This window comes from Streptomyces sp. NPDC058877 (genome assembly GCF_042742855.1).
Lineage (GTDB): Bacteria > Actinomycetota > Actinomycetes > Streptomycetales > Streptomycetaceae > Streptomyces.
The window spans coordinates 1-18,494 of sequence record NZ_JBHYMF010000014.1; the positions used below are offsets into that span (position 1 = coordinate 1).

Sequence of the window (18,494 nt, forward strand, 5' to 3'; positions counted from 1 at the left end):
TACGAACACCTGGTGTTCGTACGGGCCCCGCCCCGTCGCACTACGCGATGTCAGCCGTTGCGCTTCCAGCGCGGCTTGTCGTCGCGGCGGCCGAAGGAGCCGCCGGTGGAACCGGCGCCGCGGTGGTCGTCACGACGGCCGTACGGGCGGTCGCCGCCCGAGCGGTGGCCGCCGGAGGGGCGGTCGTCACGACGGTCGCGGTTGAACGGGCGGTCGCTGCCGCGGTGGCCGCCGGAGGGACGGTCGTCACGACGGTCGAAGGAACGGCCGCCGCGGTCGTCACGGTTGAAGCCACCGGACGGACGGTCATCACGACGGAAACCACCCGACGGACGGTCATCACGACGGAAACCACCACGGTCACCACCGCGGTCGTCACGGTTGAAGCCACCGGACGGACGGTCATCACGACGGTCGAAGGAACGGCCGCCGCGGTCGTCACGGTTGAAGCCACCGGACGGACGGTCATCACGACGGAACCCACCCGACGGACGGTCATCACGACGGAACCCACCGGACGGACGGTCATCGCGACGGAAACCACCACGGTCACCACCACGGAAGCCGCCGCGGTCATCGCGGTGGTTCCCACCGCGGTCACCGCGGTCGCGGCGCTCGAAGTTGCCCCGCTCGTCGCGGAAGGTCGAACGCTCCTCGCGGCGCTCCTCGGCACGGGCGGCGCGCTCGGCCTCGACCGCAGCGGCGGCGACCTCGGCCTCGGCGGCCTCGGTCACCTCGGCCACCGCGGCGTCCGGGTCCTCGCCGCGCTCACGGGCGGCGCGGGCCACCAGGCGGTCGGCCTCCTCGCGGAGCTCGACGGCGCGGCGCTGGAGGCGCTCCAGCTGCTTGGTCAGGTCGACGACCTCGCGCTCGGCCTGCTTGGCGAGGTTGTTCGCGGAGTCCGCCTGGACCTCGGTCAGCGAACGGGCACCGGTGATCTCGGCGACCTCGGGGTCGAAGGCGCCGGCCCCGCCGACGATGTGGCGCGAGGCGTCGACGCCCGCGTCCTCCATCAGACGGAAGATCTGGCGGCGCTGGTGCGGCAGCGCCAGGGAGACCACGACGCCGGAACGACCGGCGCGGGCGGTACGGCCCGAGCGGTGCAGGTAGTCCTTGTGGTCGCCGGCCGGGTCCACGTTCAGGACCAGGTCGATGCCGTCGACGTGGATGCCGCGGGCGGCGACGTCGGTCGCGACGAGCGCGTTGACGTAGCCGTCCTTGAAGTCGGCCAGGGTGCGCGTACGGGCGCCCTGGGTCATGCCGCCGTGCAGGGCGTCGGCCTTCACACCGGCCTCGCGCAGCTGCTCGGCGATGCGGTCGGCGCCCAGCTGGGTGCGGACGAAGATGATGGTGCGGCCCTTGCGCGCGGCGATGGCGGCGGTGACCGGGGCCTTGTCCTTCGGCTTCACGACGAGGACGTGGTGGGTCATCGTGGTGACGGCGCCGGCGGACGGGTCGACCTCGTGGGTGACCGGGTTCACCAGGTAGCGCTTCACCAGGGTGTCGATCTCGTTCTCCAGGGTGGCGGAGAAGAGGAGACGCTGACCGCCCTCGGGAACCTGGTCGAGCAGCTCGGTGACCTCGGGCAGGAAGCCCAGGTCGGCCATCTGGTCGGCCTCGTCGAGGACGGCGATCCGGACGTCCTCCAGGGAGCAGGCGCCGCGGTTGATGATGTCGCGCAGACGGCCCGGGGTGGCGACGAGGATGTCGACGCCGCGCTCCAGGGCGTAGATCTGGTTGCCCATGGACGTACCGCCGCAGACGACCTTCATCTTCAGGCCGAGCACGTCGCCGTAGGGCTGGAGGGCGTCCGCGACCTGCATCGCGAGCTCACGGGTCGGGGTGAGGATGACGCCGCGGGGCTTCTTCTTCTCGGTGCGGCCGTCCGCGAGGGTGGCGAGCAGCGGAAGGCCGAAGGAGAGGGTCTTGCCGGAGCCGGTGCGGCCACGGCCGAGGATGTCCTTGCCGGCCAGGGCGTCCGGGATGGTCGCGGCCTGGATGGGGAAGGGGGTGGTGACGCCGTTCTGCGCGAGCTTGCGCACGACGCCCTCGGGCAGACCCAGGTCGCTGAAGGTCACGGTGGGCTCGGCGGCCTCGTCGGAGGAGCCCTCGGCGACGGTGTCGTCGGCCTCGGTCACGACGGTTTCGGTGGCCTCGACGGCCTCGACGATCTCGTCGTTCTCGGGCATGACGGCGTGGTCAGAACTGAAAATGGACATGCGAAATGCGAAACCTTCCGGAGTCTCGGCACGCGCCCGTCAACTCCGTGTTTTCGCAAATCGACCGCCTCAATGCGGTCAGCCACGGCTAGGGAGAGTACGCGCCACGCGGCGCTCTTCTGTGTCGGCGCCGGGCAATGGGATCAAACGATCTACCACCATACGCACCCTCCCCCACCCGTGGCAAATCGGACTCCGTCACGCCGGCCCGACCTGCGGGGATGCCTCCGGCTCCGCGGACGTGTCCGACTCGCCCGCCGCCCACATCGCACCCATCTGGGCATCGGCGCCGGCCGTCGGAGCCTCGGTGGGGTTCGAGGTCGGCTCCGGGGTCGGTTCCGGGGTGGGGGCGGTCGGTTCCGGTGTCGGGGTGGGCTTCGGAGTGGTGGGGGCGGTCGTCGGCGCGGGCCCGCCGCCGCCCGACCCTCCGGTGTCCGCACCGCCGGCACCGGTGCCACCGCCGGCGCTGGCCCCGCCGTCACCGTCGCCGTCCGACCCGCCGCCCGCGGTGTCACGGTCGCCGGGCGTCGGCTGCGCCGTGGACGGGCCTCCGGACTCCCCCGGGCCTTCCACCGGCAGCACCTCGCCCGGCGAGGGTTCCGGCGTGCCCGACGGCGAGCCGCTCGGCACCGGGGACTCACTGCCCTCTCCGGCCGCGGTCGGTCCGCTCCGCTCCGACCGGCCGCCCCAGGAGCCACCGCCGCCCTGAAGCCCGCCGCCGCCCTCGACCTCCGCCGCCACGCCCTTCGTCCCGCCGGGCACACCGGGCGCCGGCTTCGCCCCCTCGTCGCTCACACTCATACAGCCACTCAGACCGGCACAGGCCGCGACGGCCAGCGCGGCGGCAGCCCATTTCACCGGGGCGGGCAAATGGCGCACGGGGGCACCTCCAGGACACAGCGGGCAGGAACGGAACGCGTCCCACTGCCCAACTCCCCCGACCCCGCAAGGGACACGGCCCCACAGGGCCGCTCCGCCCGGGCGGCGGCCACCCCGCCCCGTCCCGCCGGCGTCCCGACTCAGCCGTAGCCGAGCGCATGCAGCCGTTCGTCGTCGATGCCGAAGTGGTGGGCGATCTCGTGAACCACCGTGATCTCGGTCTCCGCGACCACGTCCTCGCGCGACTCGCACATCCGCAGCGTCGGTCCCCGGTAGATCGTGATCCGGTCCGGCAGCACTCCGGCGTACCACTCGCCGCGCTCGGTCAGCGGCGTCCCCTCGTAGAGGCCGAGCAGCTCGGGGTCGTCCGGGGAGGGCTCGTCCTCCACGAACACGGCGACGTTGTCCATCAGTCGCGTCAGCTCCGGCGGAATCCGGTCCAGGGCCTCGGCGACGAGCTCCTCGAACTCCTCGCGCGTCATCTCCAACACGCGCCCATTCTCCCCCGCCCGGAGGCCGCTCCCACGGGAGGGGAGAAACCGTTTTGGCGATACCGGCCGCCATCCCATATGCTTCTCACGTCCCCGAGGCGCTGCGAAGCGCCCAGGCGGGCCTTTAGCCCTCATCGTCTAGTGGCCCAGGACGCCGCCCTTTCAAGGCGGTAGCACGGGTTCGAATCCCGTTGGGGGCACGCATTAACGTGTGCGAGACTAGTGCTCGCACATTGCAAGGTCCTGTGGAGCAGTTGGTTAGCTCGCCACCCTGTCAAGGTGGAGGTCGCGGGTTCAAGTCCCGTCAGGATCGCTGAGGCCAGAAATGGTCTCGTCTCCTCGCTCTTCGAGCAGGGGGACAGCCTCGGCTGGGTAGCTCAGTTGGTACGAGCGATCGCCTGAAAAGCGATAGGTCGCCGGTTCGACCCCGGCCCCAGCCACAGAGGGAAGGCCCCGTTCGAAAGAACGGGGCCTTCTTCGTTCGCACATCGGGAAACCGCAGCGCCGGGAAACCGCGGCTTCGGGAAACCGCGGTGCGGGGAAGAGGCGTTCGTGCCCCTTCCCCGCAGCCCTCAGGCCTCGCCGCTCCGCCGGCCCTTCCGGCCACGCACCGCGAGCACCACCGCGACGGTGGCCACGACCGCGAGGAGCAGCGCCCAGTCGGGAACCGAGCGCCCCCACGCACCGACCCGTTCCTCCACGGCGAAGGACTCCTCCACCGACAGCAGGCCCGGCAGGGCCGTGGTCCCGTCGAACACCAGGAAGAGCGCGCCCAGGGCGACGAAGAACAGGCCCGAGAGCACCGAAGTGGAATGGGCCTCGAAACGCCCGACCCGGATAGGGCGCCCGCGGAGCCAGCGCCGCCGTCCCAGCTCGTACCGCTCCCAGAGCAGCGCCAGGACGAACAGCGGGACCGCCATGCCGAGCGCGTACGCGGCGAGCAACAGGCCGCCGTACGCCGGGCTGCCGCTCAGCGCCGCCACCGTCAGGACGCTGCCGAGGATCGGCCCCGCGCAGAAGCCGGCGAGGCCGTAGACCAAGCCGAGGGCGTAGACGGAGAGGGCGGACGTCGGCCGGATGCGACCGCTCGCCTCGGCGATCCGGCGGGAGGTGAAGCCCAGGCCGAGGACCTGGAGGACGCCGAGCCCGATGATCAGCCAACCGCCGACGGTGACGAGCAACTCCCGGTGGCCGTAGAAGAAGCGGCCCGCGAGGGAACCGGCCGCGCCGAGCGGGACGAGGGTGGTGGCCAGCCCGGCGTAGAGGATGCCCGTCCTGGCCACCAGCTTCGCCCGCGTGTCGATCGAGTAGGCGAAGAAGGCGGGCAGGAGCAGGGCGCTGCACGGACTGAGCAGGGCGAGCAGTCCGCCGAGGAAGGCGGCGAAGTAACCGATGCCGGAGGTCATCGGACGGCCCCGGAGGGGTCGGACCCCGCGGCCCCCGGGGCCTTCGCCGTCTTGGCCGCCGCTTCGATGGCCTCGGTGAAGGCCTCCAGGGGCTGGGCACCGGCGATCGGGCGGCCGTTGATCAGGAAGGACGGGGTGGAGGCGGCGCCGAGCTCGTACCCCTCCGCCTGGTCCTTGCCGACCGCCTCGCGGGCCGCCGTGCCGTCGGCGTCCTCGGCGAACCTGGCCGCGTCGGGAACGCCGGCCTCCTTCGCGAGGGCGGCGAGCCGGTCCTTGCCGTACCCCTTCTCCTTGGCGCCCTCCGCGTAGGCGGCGGCGTGGAACTGCCAGAACCGACCCTGCTGCCCGGCGGCCCAGGCGGCACGGGCGACGGCCTCCGACTCCTCGCCGAAGATCGGGAAGTTCCGCCACTCGATGCGCAGGGTGCCGTTCTCGACGTACTTCTCCACCAGGGCGGGTTCGGTCTCCCGGGCGAACTGCCCGCAGTAGCCGCACTTGAAGTCGGCGTACTCGATCAGGACGACGGGGGCGTCGGCGCGGCCGAGGGCGAGGCCGTCGGCAGGGTCGCGGCGGGCGTACGCCGCCAGTTCGGGGTAGGTGCCGGCGTCCGGGTCGGCGGAGACCTCGGCGACGGTGGAGGAGCCCTGGGCCCCGGGGGAAGAGGGCTTGGTGGCGGTGTAGGAGGCGACGCCGAGCAGCACGGCGGCGACCGCCACTCCGGTGACGACGGCGATCGGCTTGGCCTTGGACGTGGACGTGGACATGCGGAAGCGCTCCTGGGCACGGAAGGGAGGAAGGACGAGGACGACGGAAGGGGTCGTCCCGTCTACACCCTCAGGACCGAGAGCTCCACGGGGGACGGAGGGACGCGCGCGGGTGCTTCCCGCCCCGACGGCAGGGCCCGACCGACCGGTTCCGGCTGCCGCCCGCGGCACGACGCCCGGTCGCCCGCGAGCGCGGACAGCAGCTCGGCGAAGCCGTGCGCACGTGGCGGTACGACGGGGCTCACGGCCCCTTCGTCGAGCGGGTGGGCCGGGTCGCAGCCCGGCACGGCGGCTCCGAGGACGGGTACGTCCGGGGGCGTTGCGGGGGCGCCCGTGGAAGCCCCGCAGACCAGGAGGCCGAGCACCAGCCCCATCAGCACGACGAACGTCGCCGGCGCGCGGGTGGTGCGGAACATGCGAAACCTCTCCGGTCCGGGCGGCGTGTCCGAAATAGTACGCACCCACCGCTCGCGCCCCGACGAAGCCCCTCGGGCCCGGCCGGGCGAGCCGCTCGTAAATCGGTTCGCCGCTTCTCGCCCGCAGGTGCGATCCTGGATCCCGTATGTCTACTTCCTTCGCCGCCCTCCAGTCCGTCCTGGCCGGGGTCTCGCTGCGGGACTCCCACCGGCTCGGCCGTCGTCTCGAAGGCGCCCGCCGCATCCGCAAGCCCGAGGCCCGCGCGGCCGTCCTGGACGAGATCGCCGCAGAGGCGGCCAAGGCCAAGGAGCGCGTCGACGGGCGCGCCTCCCGCGTGCCCGCGGTCACGTATCCCGCGCAGCTGCCCGTCTCGCAGAAGAAGGACGAGATCCTGGAGGCGATACGCGACCACCAGGTCGTGATCGTCGCCGGTGAGACGGGCTCCGGCAAGACCACCCAGATCCCGAAGATCTGCCTGGAGCTGGGCCGGGGCGTGCGGGGCATGATCGGGCACACCCAGCCGCGCCGGATCGCGGCCCGGACGGTCGCCGAACGCGTCGCCGAAGAGCTGCGGACCCCGCTGGGCGAGGCCGTCGGCTGGAAGGTCCGGTTCACCGACCAGGTGAACCCCGAGGCGACCTTCGTGAAGCTGATGACGGACGGCATCCTGCTCGCCGAGATCCAGACCGACCGCGAGCTGCGCGCGTACGACACGATCATCATCGACGAGGCCCACGAGCGGTCCCTCAACATCGACTTCCTGCTGGGCTATCTGGCCCAGCTGCTGCCGAAGCGCCCCGACCTCAAGGTCGTCATCACCTCGGCGACGATCGACCCCGAGCGGTTCTCCCGCCATTTCGGCGACGCACCCATCGTCGAGGTCTCCGGCCGGACGTATCCGGTGGAGGTCCGCTACCGGCCGCTCCTGGAGGAGGACTCCGAGGAGGCGGACCGGGACCAGATCACCGCGATCTGCGACGCCGTCGACGAGCTCCAGCGCGAGGGGCCGGGCGACGTCCTCGTCTTCCTCTCCGGCGAGCGGGAGATCCGCGACACCGCGGACGCGCTGCTCAAGAAGAAGCTCTTCAACACCGAGGTCCTCCCGCTGTACGCGCGGCTGTCGCACGCCGAGCAGCACCGGGTCTTCCAGCCCCATGCCGGCCGGCGGATCGTCCTCGCGACGAACGTCGCCGAGACCTCCCTGACCGTCCCCGGCATCAAGTACGTGATCGATCCGGGCACCGCCCGCATCTCGCGCTACTCGCACCGGACCAAGGTGCAGCGCCTGCCGATCGAGCCGGTCAGCCAGGCCAGCGCCAACCAGCGCAAGGGGCGCTGCGGCCGTACGTCCGACGGCATCTGCATCCGGTTGTACTCGGAGGACGACTTCCTCACCCGGCCGGAGTTCACGGACGCCGAGATCCTGCGCACGAACCTGGCCTCCGTCATCCTGCAGATGACCGCGGCCGGCCTCGGCGACATCGAGAAGTTCCCCTTCATCGATCCGCCGGACCACCGGAACATCCGGGACGGCGTGCAGCTGCTGCAAGAGCTCGGCGCGCTGGACGCGGCGGAGAAGGACCCGCGGAAGAGGCTCACCCCGCAGGGCCGGAAGCTGTCCCAGCTGCCCGTGGACCCGCGGCTCGCCCGGATGGTCCTGGAGGCGGACAAGAACGGCTGCGTCCGCGAGGTCATGGTGATCGCGGCGGCGCTGTCGATCCAGGACCCGCGCGAGCGGCCCGCGGAGAAGCAGGCGCAGGCCGACCAGCAGCACGCCCGCTTCAAGGACGAGACCAGCGACTTCCTGGCCTTCCTCAACCTGTGGCGGTACGTCCGCGAGCAGCAGAAGGAGCGCGGCTCCAGTTCCTTCCGCCGGATGTGCAAGCAGGAGTACCTGAACTTCCTGCGCATCCGGGAGTGGCAGGACATCTACGCCCAGCTGCGGACGGTCGCCAAGCAGATGGGCATCCACCTGAACGAGGAGGACGCCCCCGAGCAGTCCGTCCACGTCTCGCTGCTGGCCGGTCTGCTCTCCCACATCGGGATGAAGGACGTGAAGGGCTCCGGCGCGGAAGGCGGGAAGGGGTCCGGGAGCGAGGGCGGGAAGTACGCGGCGAAGAACGACTACCTGGGCGCCCGCAACGCGAAGTTCGCGATCTTCCCCGGTTCGGCGCTCTTCAAGAAGCCGCCGCGCTTCGTGATGTCGGCCGAGCTGGTGGAAACCTCGCGGCTCTGGGCCCGGGTCAACGCCCGGATCGAGCCCGAGTGGATCGAACCGCTGGCGCAGCACCTGGTGAAGAAATCGTACAGCGAGCCGCACTGGGAGAAGGACCAGGCGGCCGTGATGGCCTTCGAGAAGGTGACGCTGTACGGCGTCCCGATCGTTGCCGACCGCAAGGTGAACTACGGGCGGATCGACCCGGAGGTCTCCCGGGACCTGTTCATCCGGAACGCGCTCGTCGAGGGCGACTGGCGCACCCACCACAAGTTCTTCGCCGACAACCGCAAGCTCCTCACCGAGGTGGAGGAGCTCGAACACCGTGCCCGGCGCCGGGACATCCTCGTCGACGACGAGACGCTCTTCGACTTCTACGACAAGCGCGTTCCCGAACACGTCGTTTCCGGGGCCCACTTCGACTCCTGGTGGAAGCACAAGCGCCGTGAGGAACCGGAGTTCCTCGACTTCGAGCGCGAGATGCTCATCAACGAGAAGGCGGGGGCGGTCACCAAGGACGACTATCCGGACTCGTGGCGCCAGGGGGCGCTGAAGTTCCGGGTGACGTACCAGTTCGAGCCCGGCGCGGATGCGGACGGCGTGACCGTCCACGTGCCGCTCCAGGTGCTCAACCAGGTGACGGACGAGGGCTTCGAGTGGCAGATCCCCGGTCTGCGCGCGGAGGTCGTCACGGAGTTGATCCGCTCGTTGCCGAAGCCGATCCGCCGCCACTACGTGCCGGCACCGAACTTCGCGACCCGCTTCCTGGACGCGGTCGTGCCCGTCCAGGAGCCCCTGGCGGGCGCGCTCGCCCGCGAACTCCAGCGGATGGTCGGGGTCCCGGTCACGGCCGAGGACTTCGACTGGGCGAAGGTGCCCGAGCACCTCAAGGTGACCTTCCGGATCGTCGACGAGCGGCGCCGGAAGCTGGCCGAGGACAAGGACCTGGAGGCGCTGCGCCTCCGCCTCCGCCCCAAGGCCCGTCAGGCGCTCTCCAAGGCCGCGGCCGCGGCCACGGGCGGTCCGGACGGCTCGGGGCCCTCCCTGGAGCGCACGGGCCTCAAGGACTGGACGATCGGGACGCTCACGAAGGTCTTCGAGACCCGGCGGGCCGGTCAGCCGGTCAAGGCGTACCCGGCGCTCGTCGACGAGGGCGACGCGGTGGCCGTGCGGCTCTTCGACACGGAGGCCGAGCAGGCGCAGGCGATGTGGCGGGGCACCCGGAAGCTGATCATGCTGAACATCCCGGTGAACCCGGCGAAGTTCGCCTCGGAGAAGCTGACCAACCAGCAGAAGCTGGCCCTGTCCTCGAACCCGCACGGTTCGATCCAGGCCCTCTTCGACGACTGCGCCACCGCTGCCGCGGACCGGCTGATCGCGGACCGCGGCGGCCCGGTCTGGGACGAGGAGTCCTTCCGGAAGCTGTACGACGGGGTCCGCGCGGAGCTCGTCGAGCTGACCGTCCGCACGGTGGGCCAGGTCCAGCAGGTCCTGGCGGCCTGGCAGGCCTGTGAGCGACGGCTGAAGTCCACGAACAGCCCGGCCCTCATCGGCAACCTGGCCGACGTGCGGGAACAGCTCGCCTGGCTGATGCCGGCCGGTTTCGTCACCCGCACGGGCCTGAAGCGGCTGCCGGACCTGATGCGCTACTTGGTGGCGGTGGACCGACGGCTCCAGCAGATGCCCACCGGGGTGCAGCGGGACACCACCCGGATGGAGAAGGTCCGGGAGATGCAGGACGAGTACGCCTGGTTGCTGGAGCAGCTCCCCCAGGGGCGTCCGGTGCCGTCGGAGGTCACCGACATCCGCTGGATGATCGAGGAGCTGCGGGTGAGCTACTTCGCCCATGCGTTGGGCACCGCGCACCCGGTCTCGGACAAGCGGATCGTGAAGGCGATCGACGCGGCCGTCCCGTAAGCGGGGGCTCGCCGTGGGTGAGTTCGACCTGACCCCCTGACCTGCTGTACAGTCTCTCTCGCAACGAGGTCCTGTGGAGCAGTTGGTTAGCTCGCCACCCTGTCAAGGTGGAGGTCGCGGGTTCAAGTCCCGTCAGGATCGCCTTCCCGAAGGCCCGCATCGCGAGATGCGGGCCTTCGTTGTGTTCCCGTGTCTTGACGGAGTGACGCAGCCGCCGGTACCCCGGACTTCAGGGAATCGGGGGCCCACACCGGAGGTGGTCGCGCATGGCCGCGGCATCCACAGCACGACACGACACGCGGGCGCTGCTGCGTGCCCATCTGGCGGCCGCATCGCGGTACGGACACCTCACCCGCCACTGCGCGGTCTGCCATCGCCTCCTGCGGCTCGCCACGGAGTTTCCGGAGCCCGAGGAGCCGGCGGAGGGCGTGGAGGACGAAGGTCCCCCCGGTCCGTGACCATCGGCGGACCGGGGACGTCACGGGAAGTGGCAAGCTGGTCCTTGGCAAGGGTCCGTCGATGTGACGGGTGTCACTGAAAACGTTTCAGGAACCGCTCCATTTACACCCTCCCTACACCACCCCGATTTAATATGTGCAATTGCACCCCCCTTGACGGCGTGGGAGCGGGCACAAAAAAGATCGCACTGGACCCGGCGGAGTCCAGCGCGATCATTGACGAAGCCCTGTTGGGGCAGGGACCCGTCGGCAGTTCCAGGGGTGGGCCACCGGATTGGGGGATCCAGACGGGCCCGGTCTTACGGGGTGTTGCAGGGTGTTGCGTGCGCGACCTCAGGCCTCGCTGCGCTGCTGCGGAATGCCCGCCAGCAGCGCGCGAACCTCGGCCTCGCGGTACCGGCGGTGCCCACCCAGGGTGCGGATGGACGTGAGCTTGCCCGCCTTTGCCCAACGGGTCACCGTCTTCGGGTCCACGCGGAACATCGTGGCAACCTCGGCAGGGGTCAGCAGCGGCTCGGCATCAGGGGTGCGAGCGGTCATGAGCGGCCTCCTCGGGAGAACCGAACCAATCTCGGTTCTTTCCTCTAAATTCTGCACCTTGACCCGCCATGCCCGAAATGGCAAAAGCGGGTCGAGTCGGTTATAGGACGAACGGCTTGTCCTCGGCACTACAACTACACCATCCGTCCAGCCGCGTCGGCCAAACCGATGGAATTGCCCTCGCAGGTGTTCATCAGCGGCGGAAGTCGACTGACCATGCCATAACGGACAGTCACGCCACTGTGACGATCAGTCACAGAGCGATCAGGAGTCCTCAGACCCCCCATAGAGTGCAATGCTGAGCGTTCCGCCCATAGTTGGGCGGAAGGAACCCTCCCCGGACTCCTTGTCCTATTTTGGCACGAGGGTGGGTGATGGGCGCAAGGGTGCGGTACGTGCTGTCCGTCACGCTTGAACCAAAGGCCCGGATCGGGACCAACGTCCCCGCCCCACCGGTACGAAGGACCCGGCCACCGGACCGTCCGAGATTCGGCCACCGGAGCATGAAGATCATTTACACCCGTCGGACACGTCTTGTCGATACCGACCTGACGAACACGTCCGACTGATGTCAATTCGCGAACCGAAGGTCCCTGACCACCCGCCAGCGCTCCGCGAGCCTCCCGTACACCTCGTTCGCCGCCTCGTCGTCCCCGTCCCGCAGGGCGGCGATCCCCTCCGCCAACTCGGCAGCCGACCGGTCCTCGGCCAGCCACCCGGCCGGCAACGCGTGCACCAGACCGCCGAAGTCCAACTCCACGAGCGCCCGCGGATGGAACTCCTCCAACCAGCGCCCCACCTCGACCAGACCCTCCGTCATGGGACCGTCGTCGATCGCTCCGCGCAGCGCCTTCAGCGCCCGTGCGAGCCTCCGCCGCGCCTGCGCCATCGTCGTCCGGTAGCGCAGCACCGGCGCCCGGCCGGCCCCGCCCTCCCCCGGCTCTCCCGCCCGGTACTCGCGGTCCTCGTCGGCGAAGAGCGTGAACCAGCGCAGCGGCACCTGCCAGACCCCCGTGCGGATCCACGGCCGCGCGTCCGGGTTGCGGCTCCGCCAGCGCTCGTAGTCGTCCGCGGCCTGCACGCGGACCACCGGCGGCAACATCGCGTCGAGCACCGACGCCGGATACCCGTCGGCCGCCAGCTCCTCCATGGCCAGCCAGCCGCGGAACCTGGTCCGCCACGGGCAGACCACCACCACCCCCTCCAGGTGCGCGACGAAGGCGTCCCCGCTCTCGTGGACCGGGACCGGCACCGGCGGCGTCGGCAGCAGGTCCGCGAGGGAGCGGCGCAGCTCCTCCTGTGCGCCCGGGGTGTGCGGCTGGCTGGCGTACCTGGCCCAGTGGCTCCGCTCCGGCTCGGGAAACGCGGCCAGCGGCTCGTACACCCGCAGATAGGAGGCGTAGGGGATGGGGACCGGAGAAGCGACCGACATGTCGCGAATCCTTCCACGGAGGTACTCCCCGAGGGGGTGATCCTGGGCACTGCGGCGTACCTACGCCCAGGTAGGACTTACCCTCTTGCCGAAATGGTCTCCCCCCACCCGCAGGGGTGGCCGAAACCGCCGCTTCTTACTTGGGAGTCACCACCGTGACCGATGTGACCGGCGTTCCTGCTGACGTACTGCACACCCTCTTCCACTCGGAGCAGGGTGGCCACGAGCAAGTCGTGCTCTGCCAGGACCGCGCCTCCGGCCTCAAGGCCGTCATCGCCCTCCACTCCACCGCCCTGGGCCCGGCCCTCGGCGGCACCCGCTTCTACCCGTACGCCAGCGAGGCCGAGGCGATCGCCGACGCGCTCAACCTGTCGCGCGGCATGTCGTACAAGAACGCCATGGCCGGCCTCGACCACGGAGGCGGCAAGGCCGTCATCATCGGCGACCCGGAGCAGATCAAGACCGAGGAGCTCCTCCTCGCCTACGGACGCTTCGTCGCCTCCCTCGGCGGCCGCTACGTCACGGCCTGCGACGTCGGCACCTACGTCGCCGACATGGACGTCGTCGCCCGCGAGAACCGCTGGACCACCGGCCGCTCCCCCGAGAACGGCGGCGCCGGCGACTCCTCCGTCCTCACGGCCTTCGGAGTCTTCCAGGGCATGCGCGCCTCCGCGCAGGCCCTGTGGGGCGACCCGACCCTGCGCGGCCGCAAGGTCGGCGTCGCGGGCGTCGGCAAGGTCGGCCACTACCTGGTCGAGCACCTCCTGGAGGACGGCGCCGAGGTCGTCATCACCGATGTCCGCGAGGAGTCGGTGCGCCGGATCACCGACAAGCACCCGCAGGTCGCCGTGGTCGCCGACACCGACGCGCTGATCCGCGTCGAGGGCCTCGACATCTACGCCCCCTGTGCGCTCGGCGGCGCCCTGAACGACGAGACCGTGCCGGTCCTCACCGCGAAGATCGTCTGCGGTGCGGCCAACAACCAGCTCGCCCACCCCGGCGTCGAGAAGGACCTCGCGGAGCGCGGGATCCTCTACGCGCCCGACTACGTGGTCAACGCCGGTGGCGTGATCCAGGTCGCCGACGAGTTGCACGGCTTCGACTTCGACCGCTGCAAGGCGAAGGCCACGAAGATCTTCGACACCACCCTGGAGATCTTCGCACGTGCGAAGGCCGACGGCATTCCGCCGGCCGCCGCTGCGGACCGCATCGCCGAACAGCGGATGGCGGACGCCCGCCGCGGCTGAGCCGCGCAGGGGTGCCGGCCCGCCCGTCGGAACCGTCCGGGCGGGGTCCGCGGAGAGACTTCGCTCACGCCCTTCGGCGGGTCGGCACTCAAGAAGAGGTTAAAATCGCGACTGACCAGCGAGGAAAGGGCGCCTCGAGGGTTCTGTACCGGGGTATGTGATGCGTGCGGCGTACCGTAGACCCACGGAAACAGGTACCGTTGAAGCCCTACGGGCCGGTCTCTCCGTCGAGAGTCCGTTCCGAATCATGAACGCGTGTCAAGACTCTGGGGCCACCGAGCCCCGTCACCGAGGGGGTCGAGCCATGGGGCGCGGCCGGGCAAAGGCCAAGCAGACCAAGGTCGCCCGCCAGCTGAAGTACAGCAGCGGCGGGACGGACCTGACGCGTCTGGCCAATGAGCTGGGCGCTTCGACTTCGAGCCAGCCGCCGAATGGCGAGCCGTTCGAGGACGACGACGAGGAAGACGACCCGTACGCCCAGTACGCGGATCTCTACAACACGGACGACGAGGACGAGGACGACCAGTCCGGTCCGAGTTCGTCCCCGCGTCGCGCTTGACCTTCTAAATCGCCGAAACCCGGACCGGGGTCACCCGTCCGGGTTTCTGTGCTGTCCGCACGGAGGACACCAGCATCCCCGGGGCGCCACCGGCTGCGGGCGAAGGCCCCGAGGGGCCGCCGGACGCGCCTTCCCCGCGCTGCGGGAAGGTCCCACCCCCGGCAGCACCGCACGGGGAGAAACGGCGGCGGGGCGCCCCGCCGGAGCGCCCCGCCGGACCGTACCGCCCTGCTACTTCGCGTAGTCGCCGACCAGCTCCGCGCCGGTGCCGTGGTCCCCGCGCTCGGTGATCTCTCCCGCGACCCAGGACTCGACGCCCCGGTCCGCCAGCGTGGCCAGGGCCACGTCCACGGACTCGGCCGGCACGACGGCCATCATGCCGACGCCCATGTTGAGGGTCTTCTCCAGCTCCAGGCGCTCCACCCGGCCGGCCTGGCCGACCAGGTCGAAGATCGCGCCCGGGGTCCAGGTCGAGCGGTCCACCGTGGCGTGCAGACCGTCCGGGATCACCCGGGCCAGGTTGGCGGCGAGGCCACCGCCGGTGATGTGGCTGAAGGCGTGGACGTCCGTCGTCCGGGTGAGCGCCAGACAGTCCAGCGAGTAGATCTTCGTCGGCTCCAGGAGCTCCTCGCCGAGCGTCCGCCCGAGCTCCTCGACCTGCTGGTCGAGGGCCATCCCGGCGCGGTCGAAGACCACGTGCCGGACGAGCGAGTACCCGTTGGAGTGAAGACCCGAGGACGCCATGGCGATGACGGCGTCCCCCGTACGGATGCGGTCGGCGCCGAGCAGCCGGTCGTACTCCACGACGCCCGTACCCGCGCCGGCGACGTCGAAGTCGTCCGGGCCGAGGAGACCCGGGTGCTCCGCCGTCTCTCCGCCGACCAGGGCGCAGCCGGCCAGGACGCAGCCCTCGGCGATGCCCTTGACGATGGCGGCGACCCGCTCCGGGTGGACCTTGCCGACACAGATGTAGTCGGTCATGAAGAGCGGTTCGGCGCCGCAGACGACGATGTCGTCCATGACCATCGCGACCAGGTCGTGGCCGATCGTGTCGTACACGCCCATCTGGCGGGCGACGTCGACCTTCGTGCCGACGCCGTCGGTCGCCGAGGCGAGCAAGGGGCGCTCGTACCGCTTGAGGGCGGAGGCGTCGAAGAGGCCGGCGAAACCGCCGAGGCCACCGAGGACCTCGGGGCGCTGCGTCTTCTTCACCCACTCCTTCATCAGCTCGACGGCGCGGTCACCCGCTTCGATGTCGACGCCCGCGGACGCGTAGCTGGCACCGGTGGTCTCAGACATGGTGTGAGAACTTTCGTGTCGTACTGCGGTTGCAGCGGGGTCTTACGGGCGACGCAGGGCGTCGGAGGCCGCGGTGGCCGCCGGACCGGCCGCCAGCTCGGTCTCCAGGAGCTGCTTGCCCAGCAGCTCGGGGTCCGGAAGCTCCATCGGGTACTCGCCGTCGAAGCAGGCGCGGCAGAGGTTGGGCTTCTGGATCGTGGTCGCCTCGATCATCCCCTCCAGGGAGATGTACGAGAGCGAGTCCGCGCCCAGCGACTTGCCGATCTCCTCGACGGACATGCCGTTGGCGATCAGCTCCGCGCGGGTGGCGAAGTCGATGCCGAAGAAGCAGGGCCACTTCACCGGCGGCGAGGAGATCCGGATGTGGACCTCGGCCGCCCCCGCTTCGCGGAGCATCCGGACCAGGGCGCGCTGGGTGTTGCCGCGGACGATCGAGTCGTCCACGACCACCAGCCGTTTCCCCTTGATGACTTCCTTCAGGGGGTTCAGCTTCAGTCGGATGCCGAGCTGGCGGATGGTCTGGGACGGCTGGATGAAGGTGCGCCCGACGTAGGCGTTCTTCACCAGGCCGGCACCGAAGGGGATGCCCGAGGCCTCTGCGTAGCCGATGGCGGCCGGGGTGCCCGACTCCGGCGTCGCTATCACCAGGTCGGCCTCGACCGGCGCCTCCTTGGCGAGGCGGCGCCCCATCTCCACGCGGGAGAGGTAGACGTTCCGGCCGGCGATGTCGGTGTCGGGGCGGGCCAGGTAGACGTACTCGAAGACGCAGCCCTTGGGCTTCGCTTCCGCGAATCGAGAAGTCCGAATGCCGTTCTCGTCGATCGCGATCATCTCGCCCGGCTCGACCTCGCGGACGAAGCTGGCACCGCAGATGTCGAGGGCGGCCGACTCGGAGGCGACCACCCAGCCGCGCTCCAGACGGCCGAGGACCAGCGGGCGGATGCCCTGCGGGTCGCGGGCCGCGTAGAGCGTGTGCTCATCCATGAAGACGAGGGAGAAGGCGCCCCGGACCTCGGGGAGGACCTTCGCGGCAGCCTGCTCGATGGTGAGCGGCGTGCCGTCCTCGTCCACCTGGCCCGCGAGGAGCGCGGTGACCAGGTCGGTGTCATTGGTGGCGGCGACCTGGGTCGCGCGCCCTTCGCGCTTGGGCAGGTCGGCGACCAGCTCGGCGAGCCGCGCCGTGTTCACCAGGTTTCCGTTGTGGCCGAGCGCGATCGAGCCGTGGGCGGTCGCCCGGAACGTCGGCTGCGCGTTCTCCCACACGGAGGCCCCGGTGGTCGAGTAGCGGGCGTGACCGACCGCGATATGACCTTGGAGGGAACCGAGAGAGGTCTCGTCGAAGACCTGGGACACGAGTCCCATGTCCTTGAAGACGAGGATCTGGGAGCCATTGCTGACCGCGATTCCCGCGGATTCCTGACCCCGATGCTGGAGGGCGTAGAGCCCGAAGTACGTGAGCTTTGCGACCTCTTCACCCGGAGCCCAGACACCGAAGACGCCACACGCGTCCTGGGGGCCTTTCTCGCCGGGGAGCAGGTCGTGATTGAGTCGACCGTCACCACGTGGCACGTTCCCGAGTGTAGACGGGGTCGACCACTGGTCCGAATTGAGGAAATGCGAGGGCAGCCCCAGTCGTGCGATCGCACCAAAAGATCGTTTCTGGCTTGGAGGGGGCTACGAAGCAGGCGGGATAAGGGTTTCCGGCCCCCGGGCCCGGGCGAGCGGACGCTCGTACCGGACCCGGAGCGGTCCCGCGATGTGACGGACGCCGCAGTCTCCGTCCGCTCAGCGGGCGGTCGCCGTCGCCGTGAGGCCCCGGCCCGAGCCGTCGGTGAGTGTCAGGGTTCGGTGGTTCAACCGATAGTCGAGCGGACCGTCGAGCAGCTCGTAGAGCTTCGTCTCCAGTTCCATCTGCGGGCCCGTGCAGATCATGCGGGTGGTGGCCGCAGGACCCTCGACGGTGAGCGTCCGGGCCGCCCCGTCGATCCGGACGGACGCGGAGAAGTCGTTGCAGCCCAGATTGCCGGTGACCCGACCGTCGGCACCGACCACCAGCTTCGCTTTCGCACCGCTGTCGGCGGGCAGGGACGACACGGTCTCCCCGTCTCCGGACAGCAGCCCGTCGATCTTCCAGGTGGTGCCGGTCAGCGGAGCCGCCGGCTCGGCGGTCAGCTCCAGCTCGTTCCGCCCGTCGGGCGAGGCGAGGCGCAGCGCACCGCCCTTCAGCGAGCCCTTCAGCGGACCGGAGAACGCCTTGAGCAGCTCCGCCTCGAAGCGCTGCCGCTCGGCGGAACAACCGATCTCGGTGGCTTCGACCGAGGAAACGGTGAGCACGTCGCCCCGCACCGCGACGGACCCCCCGAAGGCGTTGCAGCCGCTGTTCCCCCGGACCCGCCCTTCCTCGACGTCGATGCGGGCGCCGGCGGGCGCGACCGATCTGCGGCCGTCGACCGTGACGGCGTCGACCGTCCAGTGCGTGCCGACGACCGGCAGGTCCGGGGAGGCGAGGTCCCCACCGGCAGAACCCGCACCCCCCTCCGTACCGCAGGCGGAGAGCAAGAGGAGGAGCGGGAGCAGGACGGCGCGTGCACGTGGCTTCGGCATGGCAGTGGGACGGCCGCCCGCACGATCCGGTTCCCCCGGCCCCGCAC

The 18,494-nt window shown here is 70.4% G+C and carries 15 protein-coding genes and 4 tRNA genes; 8 read left to right on the forward strand and 11 right to left on the reverse strand.

Annotated elements, in window-relative coordinates; translation table 11 throughout:
* Positions 1-50: 50 nt before the first annotated feature.
* The 3 genes from ACFW2Y_RS05460 to ACFW2Y_RS05470 form a co-directional block, all read right to left on the reverse strand.
* Positions 51-2,219 carry a DEAD/DEAH box helicase gene (locus ACFW2Y_RS05460; protein ID WP_384873921.1) on the reverse strand — a complete coding sequence of 723 codons (2,169 nt, stop codon included), beginning with the start codon at positions 2,217-2,219 and terminating at the stop codon, positions 51-53.
* A gap of 198 nt (positions 2,220-2,417) precedes the next feature.
* The gene (locus tag ACFW2Y_RS05465) at positions 2,418-3,020 is read right to left on the reverse strand and encodes a hypothetical protein (protein WP_384873924.1); all 603 of its coding nucleotides are present in this window, start codon (positions 3,018-3,020) and stop codon (positions 2,418-2,420) included.
* A 218-nt stretch (positions 3,021-3,238) separates the two neighbouring features.
* Positions 3,239-3,589, reverse strand: a complete 351-nt coding sequence (locus ACFW2Y_RS05470) for a metallopeptidase family protein (protein WP_030496497.1) — start codon at positions 3,587-3,589, stop codon at positions 3,239-3,241.
* A 127-nt stretch (positions 3,590-3,716) separates the two neighbouring features.
* Between ACFW2Y_RS05470 and ACFW2Y_RS05475 the strand changes: the two genes are divergently transcribed.
* From ACFW2Y_RS05475 to ACFW2Y_RS05485, 3 genes are all read left to right on the forward strand, one after another.
* Positions 3,717-3,789: transfer RNA gene (locus tag ACFW2Y_RS05475), tRNA-Glu, on the forward strand.
* Between the two features lie 39 nt (positions 3,790-3,828).
* Positions 3,829-3,902 (forward strand) — tRNA-Asp (locus ACFW2Y_RS05480).
* A gap of 53 nt (positions 3,903-3,955) precedes the next feature.
* Positions 3,956-4,029 (forward strand) — tRNA-Phe (locus tag ACFW2Y_RS05485).
* 132 nt (positions 4,030-4,161) lie between these two features.
* Here ACFW2Y_RS05485 and ACFW2Y_RS05490 read toward each other — a convergent pair.
* From ACFW2Y_RS05490 to ACFW2Y_RS05500, 3 genes are all read right to left on the reverse strand, one after another.
* Complete coding sequence (locus tag ACFW2Y_RS05490) at positions 4,162-4,995, reverse strand: cytochrome c biogenesis CcdA family protein (RefSeq protein ID WP_384873926.1); 834 nt, start codon at positions 4,993-4,995, stop codon at positions 4,162-4,164.
* Positions 4,992-5,759: a DsbA family protein gene (locus tag ACFW2Y_RS05495; protein ID WP_384873929.1), complete on the reverse strand. Its 768-nt coding sequence runs from the start codon at positions 5,757-5,759 to the stop codon at positions 4,992-4,994. The genes ACFW2Y_RS05490 and ACFW2Y_RS05495 overlap by 4 nt, the downstream gene beginning before the upstream one ends.
* A gap of 62 nt (positions 5,760-5,821) precedes the next feature.
* Positions 5,822-6,175: a hypothetical protein gene (locus ACFW2Y_RS05500; protein WP_384873931.1), complete on the reverse strand. Its 354-nt coding sequence runs from the start codon at positions 6,173-6,175 to the stop codon at positions 5,822-5,824.
* Positions 6,176-6,321: 146 nt separating this feature from the next.
* Here ACFW2Y_RS05500 and hrpA point away from each other — a divergent pair, with 146 nt between their 5' ends.
* From hrpA to ACFW2Y_RS05515, 3 genes are all read left to right on the forward strand, one after another.
* Positions 6,322-10,308, forward strand: a complete 3,987-nt coding sequence (gene hrpA, locus ACFW2Y_RS05505; protein WP_384873934.1) for an ATP-dependent RNA helicase HrpA — start codon at positions 6,322-6,324, stop codon at positions 10,306-10,308.
* Positions 10,309-10,375: 67 nt separating this feature from the next.
* Positions 10,376-10,449, forward strand: a tRNA-Asp gene (locus tag ACFW2Y_RS05510).
* A gap of 125 nt (positions 10,450-10,574) precedes the next feature.
* Positions 10,575-10,766: a DUF6274 family protein gene (locus tag ACFW2Y_RS05515; RefSeq protein ID WP_384873938.1), complete on the forward strand. Its 192-nt coding sequence runs from the start codon at positions 10,575-10,577 to the stop codon at positions 10,764-10,766.
* A gap of 333 nt (positions 10,767-11,099) precedes the next feature.
* Here ACFW2Y_RS05515 and bldC read toward each other — a convergent pair whose 3' ends face one another.
* Complete coding sequence (gene bldC / locus ACFW2Y_RS05520) at positions 11,100-11,306, reverse strand: developmental transcriptional regulator BldC (RefSeq protein WP_003949541.1); 207 nt, start codon at positions 11,304-11,306, stop codon at positions 11,100-11,102.
* A 571-nt stretch (positions 11,307-11,877) separates the two neighbouring features.
* Positions 11,878-12,738, reverse strand: a complete 861-nt coding sequence (locus ACFW2Y_RS05525; RefSeq protein ID WP_384873940.1) for a hypothetical protein — start codon at positions 12,736-12,738, stop codon at positions 11,878-11,880.
* A 155-nt stretch (positions 12,739-12,893) separates the two neighbouring features.
* Here ACFW2Y_RS05525 and ACFW2Y_RS05530 point away from each other — a divergent pair, with 155 nt between their 5' ends.
* Both ACFW2Y_RS05530 and ACFW2Y_RS05535 read left to right on the forward strand, forming a co-directional pair.
* Positions 12,894-13,985, forward strand: coding sequence for a Leu/Phe/Val dehydrogenase (locus ACFW2Y_RS05530; RefSeq protein ID WP_384873943.1), 1,092 nt, complete (start codon positions 12,894-12,896; stop codon positions 13,983-13,985).
* A 304-nt stretch (positions 13,986-14,289) separates the two neighbouring features.
* Positions 14,290-14,544: a DUF3073 domain-containing protein gene (locus ACFW2Y_RS05535; protein WP_053648317.1), complete on the forward strand. Its 255-nt coding sequence runs from the start codon at positions 14,290-14,292 to the stop codon at positions 14,542-14,544.
* A gap of 231 nt (positions 14,545-14,775) precedes the next feature.
* On the opposite strand, the gene purM is transcribed toward ACFW2Y_RS05535, so the two are convergent.
* From purM to ACFW2Y_RS05550, 3 genes are all read right to left on the reverse strand, one after another.
* Positions 14,776-15,843: a phosphoribosylformylglycinamidine cyclo-ligase gene (gene purM, locus ACFW2Y_RS05540; protein ID WP_384873945.1), complete on the reverse strand. Its 1,068-nt coding sequence runs from the start codon at positions 15,841-15,843 to the stop codon at positions 14,776-14,778.
* 42 nt (positions 15,844-15,885) lie between these two features.
* Positions 15,886-17,412 carry an amidophosphoribosyltransferase gene (gene purF / locus ACFW2Y_RS05545; RefSeq protein WP_384873948.1) on the reverse strand — a complete coding sequence of 509 codons (1,527 nt, stop codon included), beginning with the start codon at positions 17,410-17,412 and terminating at the stop codon, positions 15,886-15,888.
* A gap of 216 nt (positions 17,413-17,628) precedes the next feature.
* A complete protein-coding gene (locus tag ACFW2Y_RS05550) occupies positions 17,629-18,447 on the reverse strand; it encodes an META domain-containing protein (RefSeq protein ID WP_384873950.1) in 819 nt (272 codons plus the stop codon).
* Positions 18,448-18,494 lie beyond the last annotated feature (47 nt).

Coding starts and splice junctions, on each gene's coding strand:
- ACFW2Y_RS05515 (WP_384873938.1), top strand. CDS start 10,575: ATGGCCGCGGCATCCACAGCACGACACGACACGCGGGCGCTGCTGCGT.
- ACFW2Y_RS05490 (WP_384873926.1), bottom strand. CDS start 4,995: ATGACCTCCGGCATCGGTTACTTCGCCGCCTTCCTCGGCGGACTGCTC.
- ACFW2Y_RS05535 (WP_053648317.1), top strand. CDS start 14,290: ATGGGGCGCGGCCGGGCAAAGGCCAAGCAGACCAAGGTCGCCCGCCAG.
- ACFW2Y_RS05500 (WP_384873931.1), bottom strand. CDS start 6,175: ATGTTCCGCACCACCCGCGCGCCGGCGACGTTCGTCGTGCTGATGGGG.
- hrpA (WP_384873934.1), top strand. CDS start 6,322: ATGTCTACTTCCTTCGCCGCCCTCCAGTCCGTCCTGGCCGGGGTCTCG.
- ACFW2Y_RS05495 (WP_384873929.1), bottom strand. CDS start 5,759: ATGTCCACGTCCACGTCCAAGGCCAAGCCGATCGCCGTCGTCACCGGA.
- purM (WP_384873945.1), bottom strand. CDS start 15,843: ATGTCTGAGACCACCGGTGCCAGCTACGCGTCCGCGGGCGTCGACATC.
- ACFW2Y_RS05525 (WP_384873940.1), bottom strand. CDS start 12,738: ATGTCGGTCGCTTCTCCGGTCCCCATCCCCTACGCCTCCTATCTGCGG.
- ACFW2Y_RS05550 (WP_384873950.1), bottom strand. CDS start 18,447: ATGCCGAAGCCACGTGCACGCGCCGTCCTGCTCCCGCTCCTCCTCTTG.
- ACFW2Y_RS05465 (WP_384873924.1), bottom strand. CDS start 3,020: ATGAGTGTGAGCGACGAGGGGGCGAAGCCGGCGCCCGGTGTGCCCGGC.
- bldC (WP_003949541.1), bottom strand. CDS start 11,306: ATGACCGCTCGCACCCCTGATGCCGAGCCGCTGCTGACCCCTGCCGAG.
- ACFW2Y_RS05460 (WP_384873921.1), bottom strand. CDS start 2,219: ATGTCCATTTTCAGTTCTGACCACGCCGTCATGCCCGAGAACGACGAG.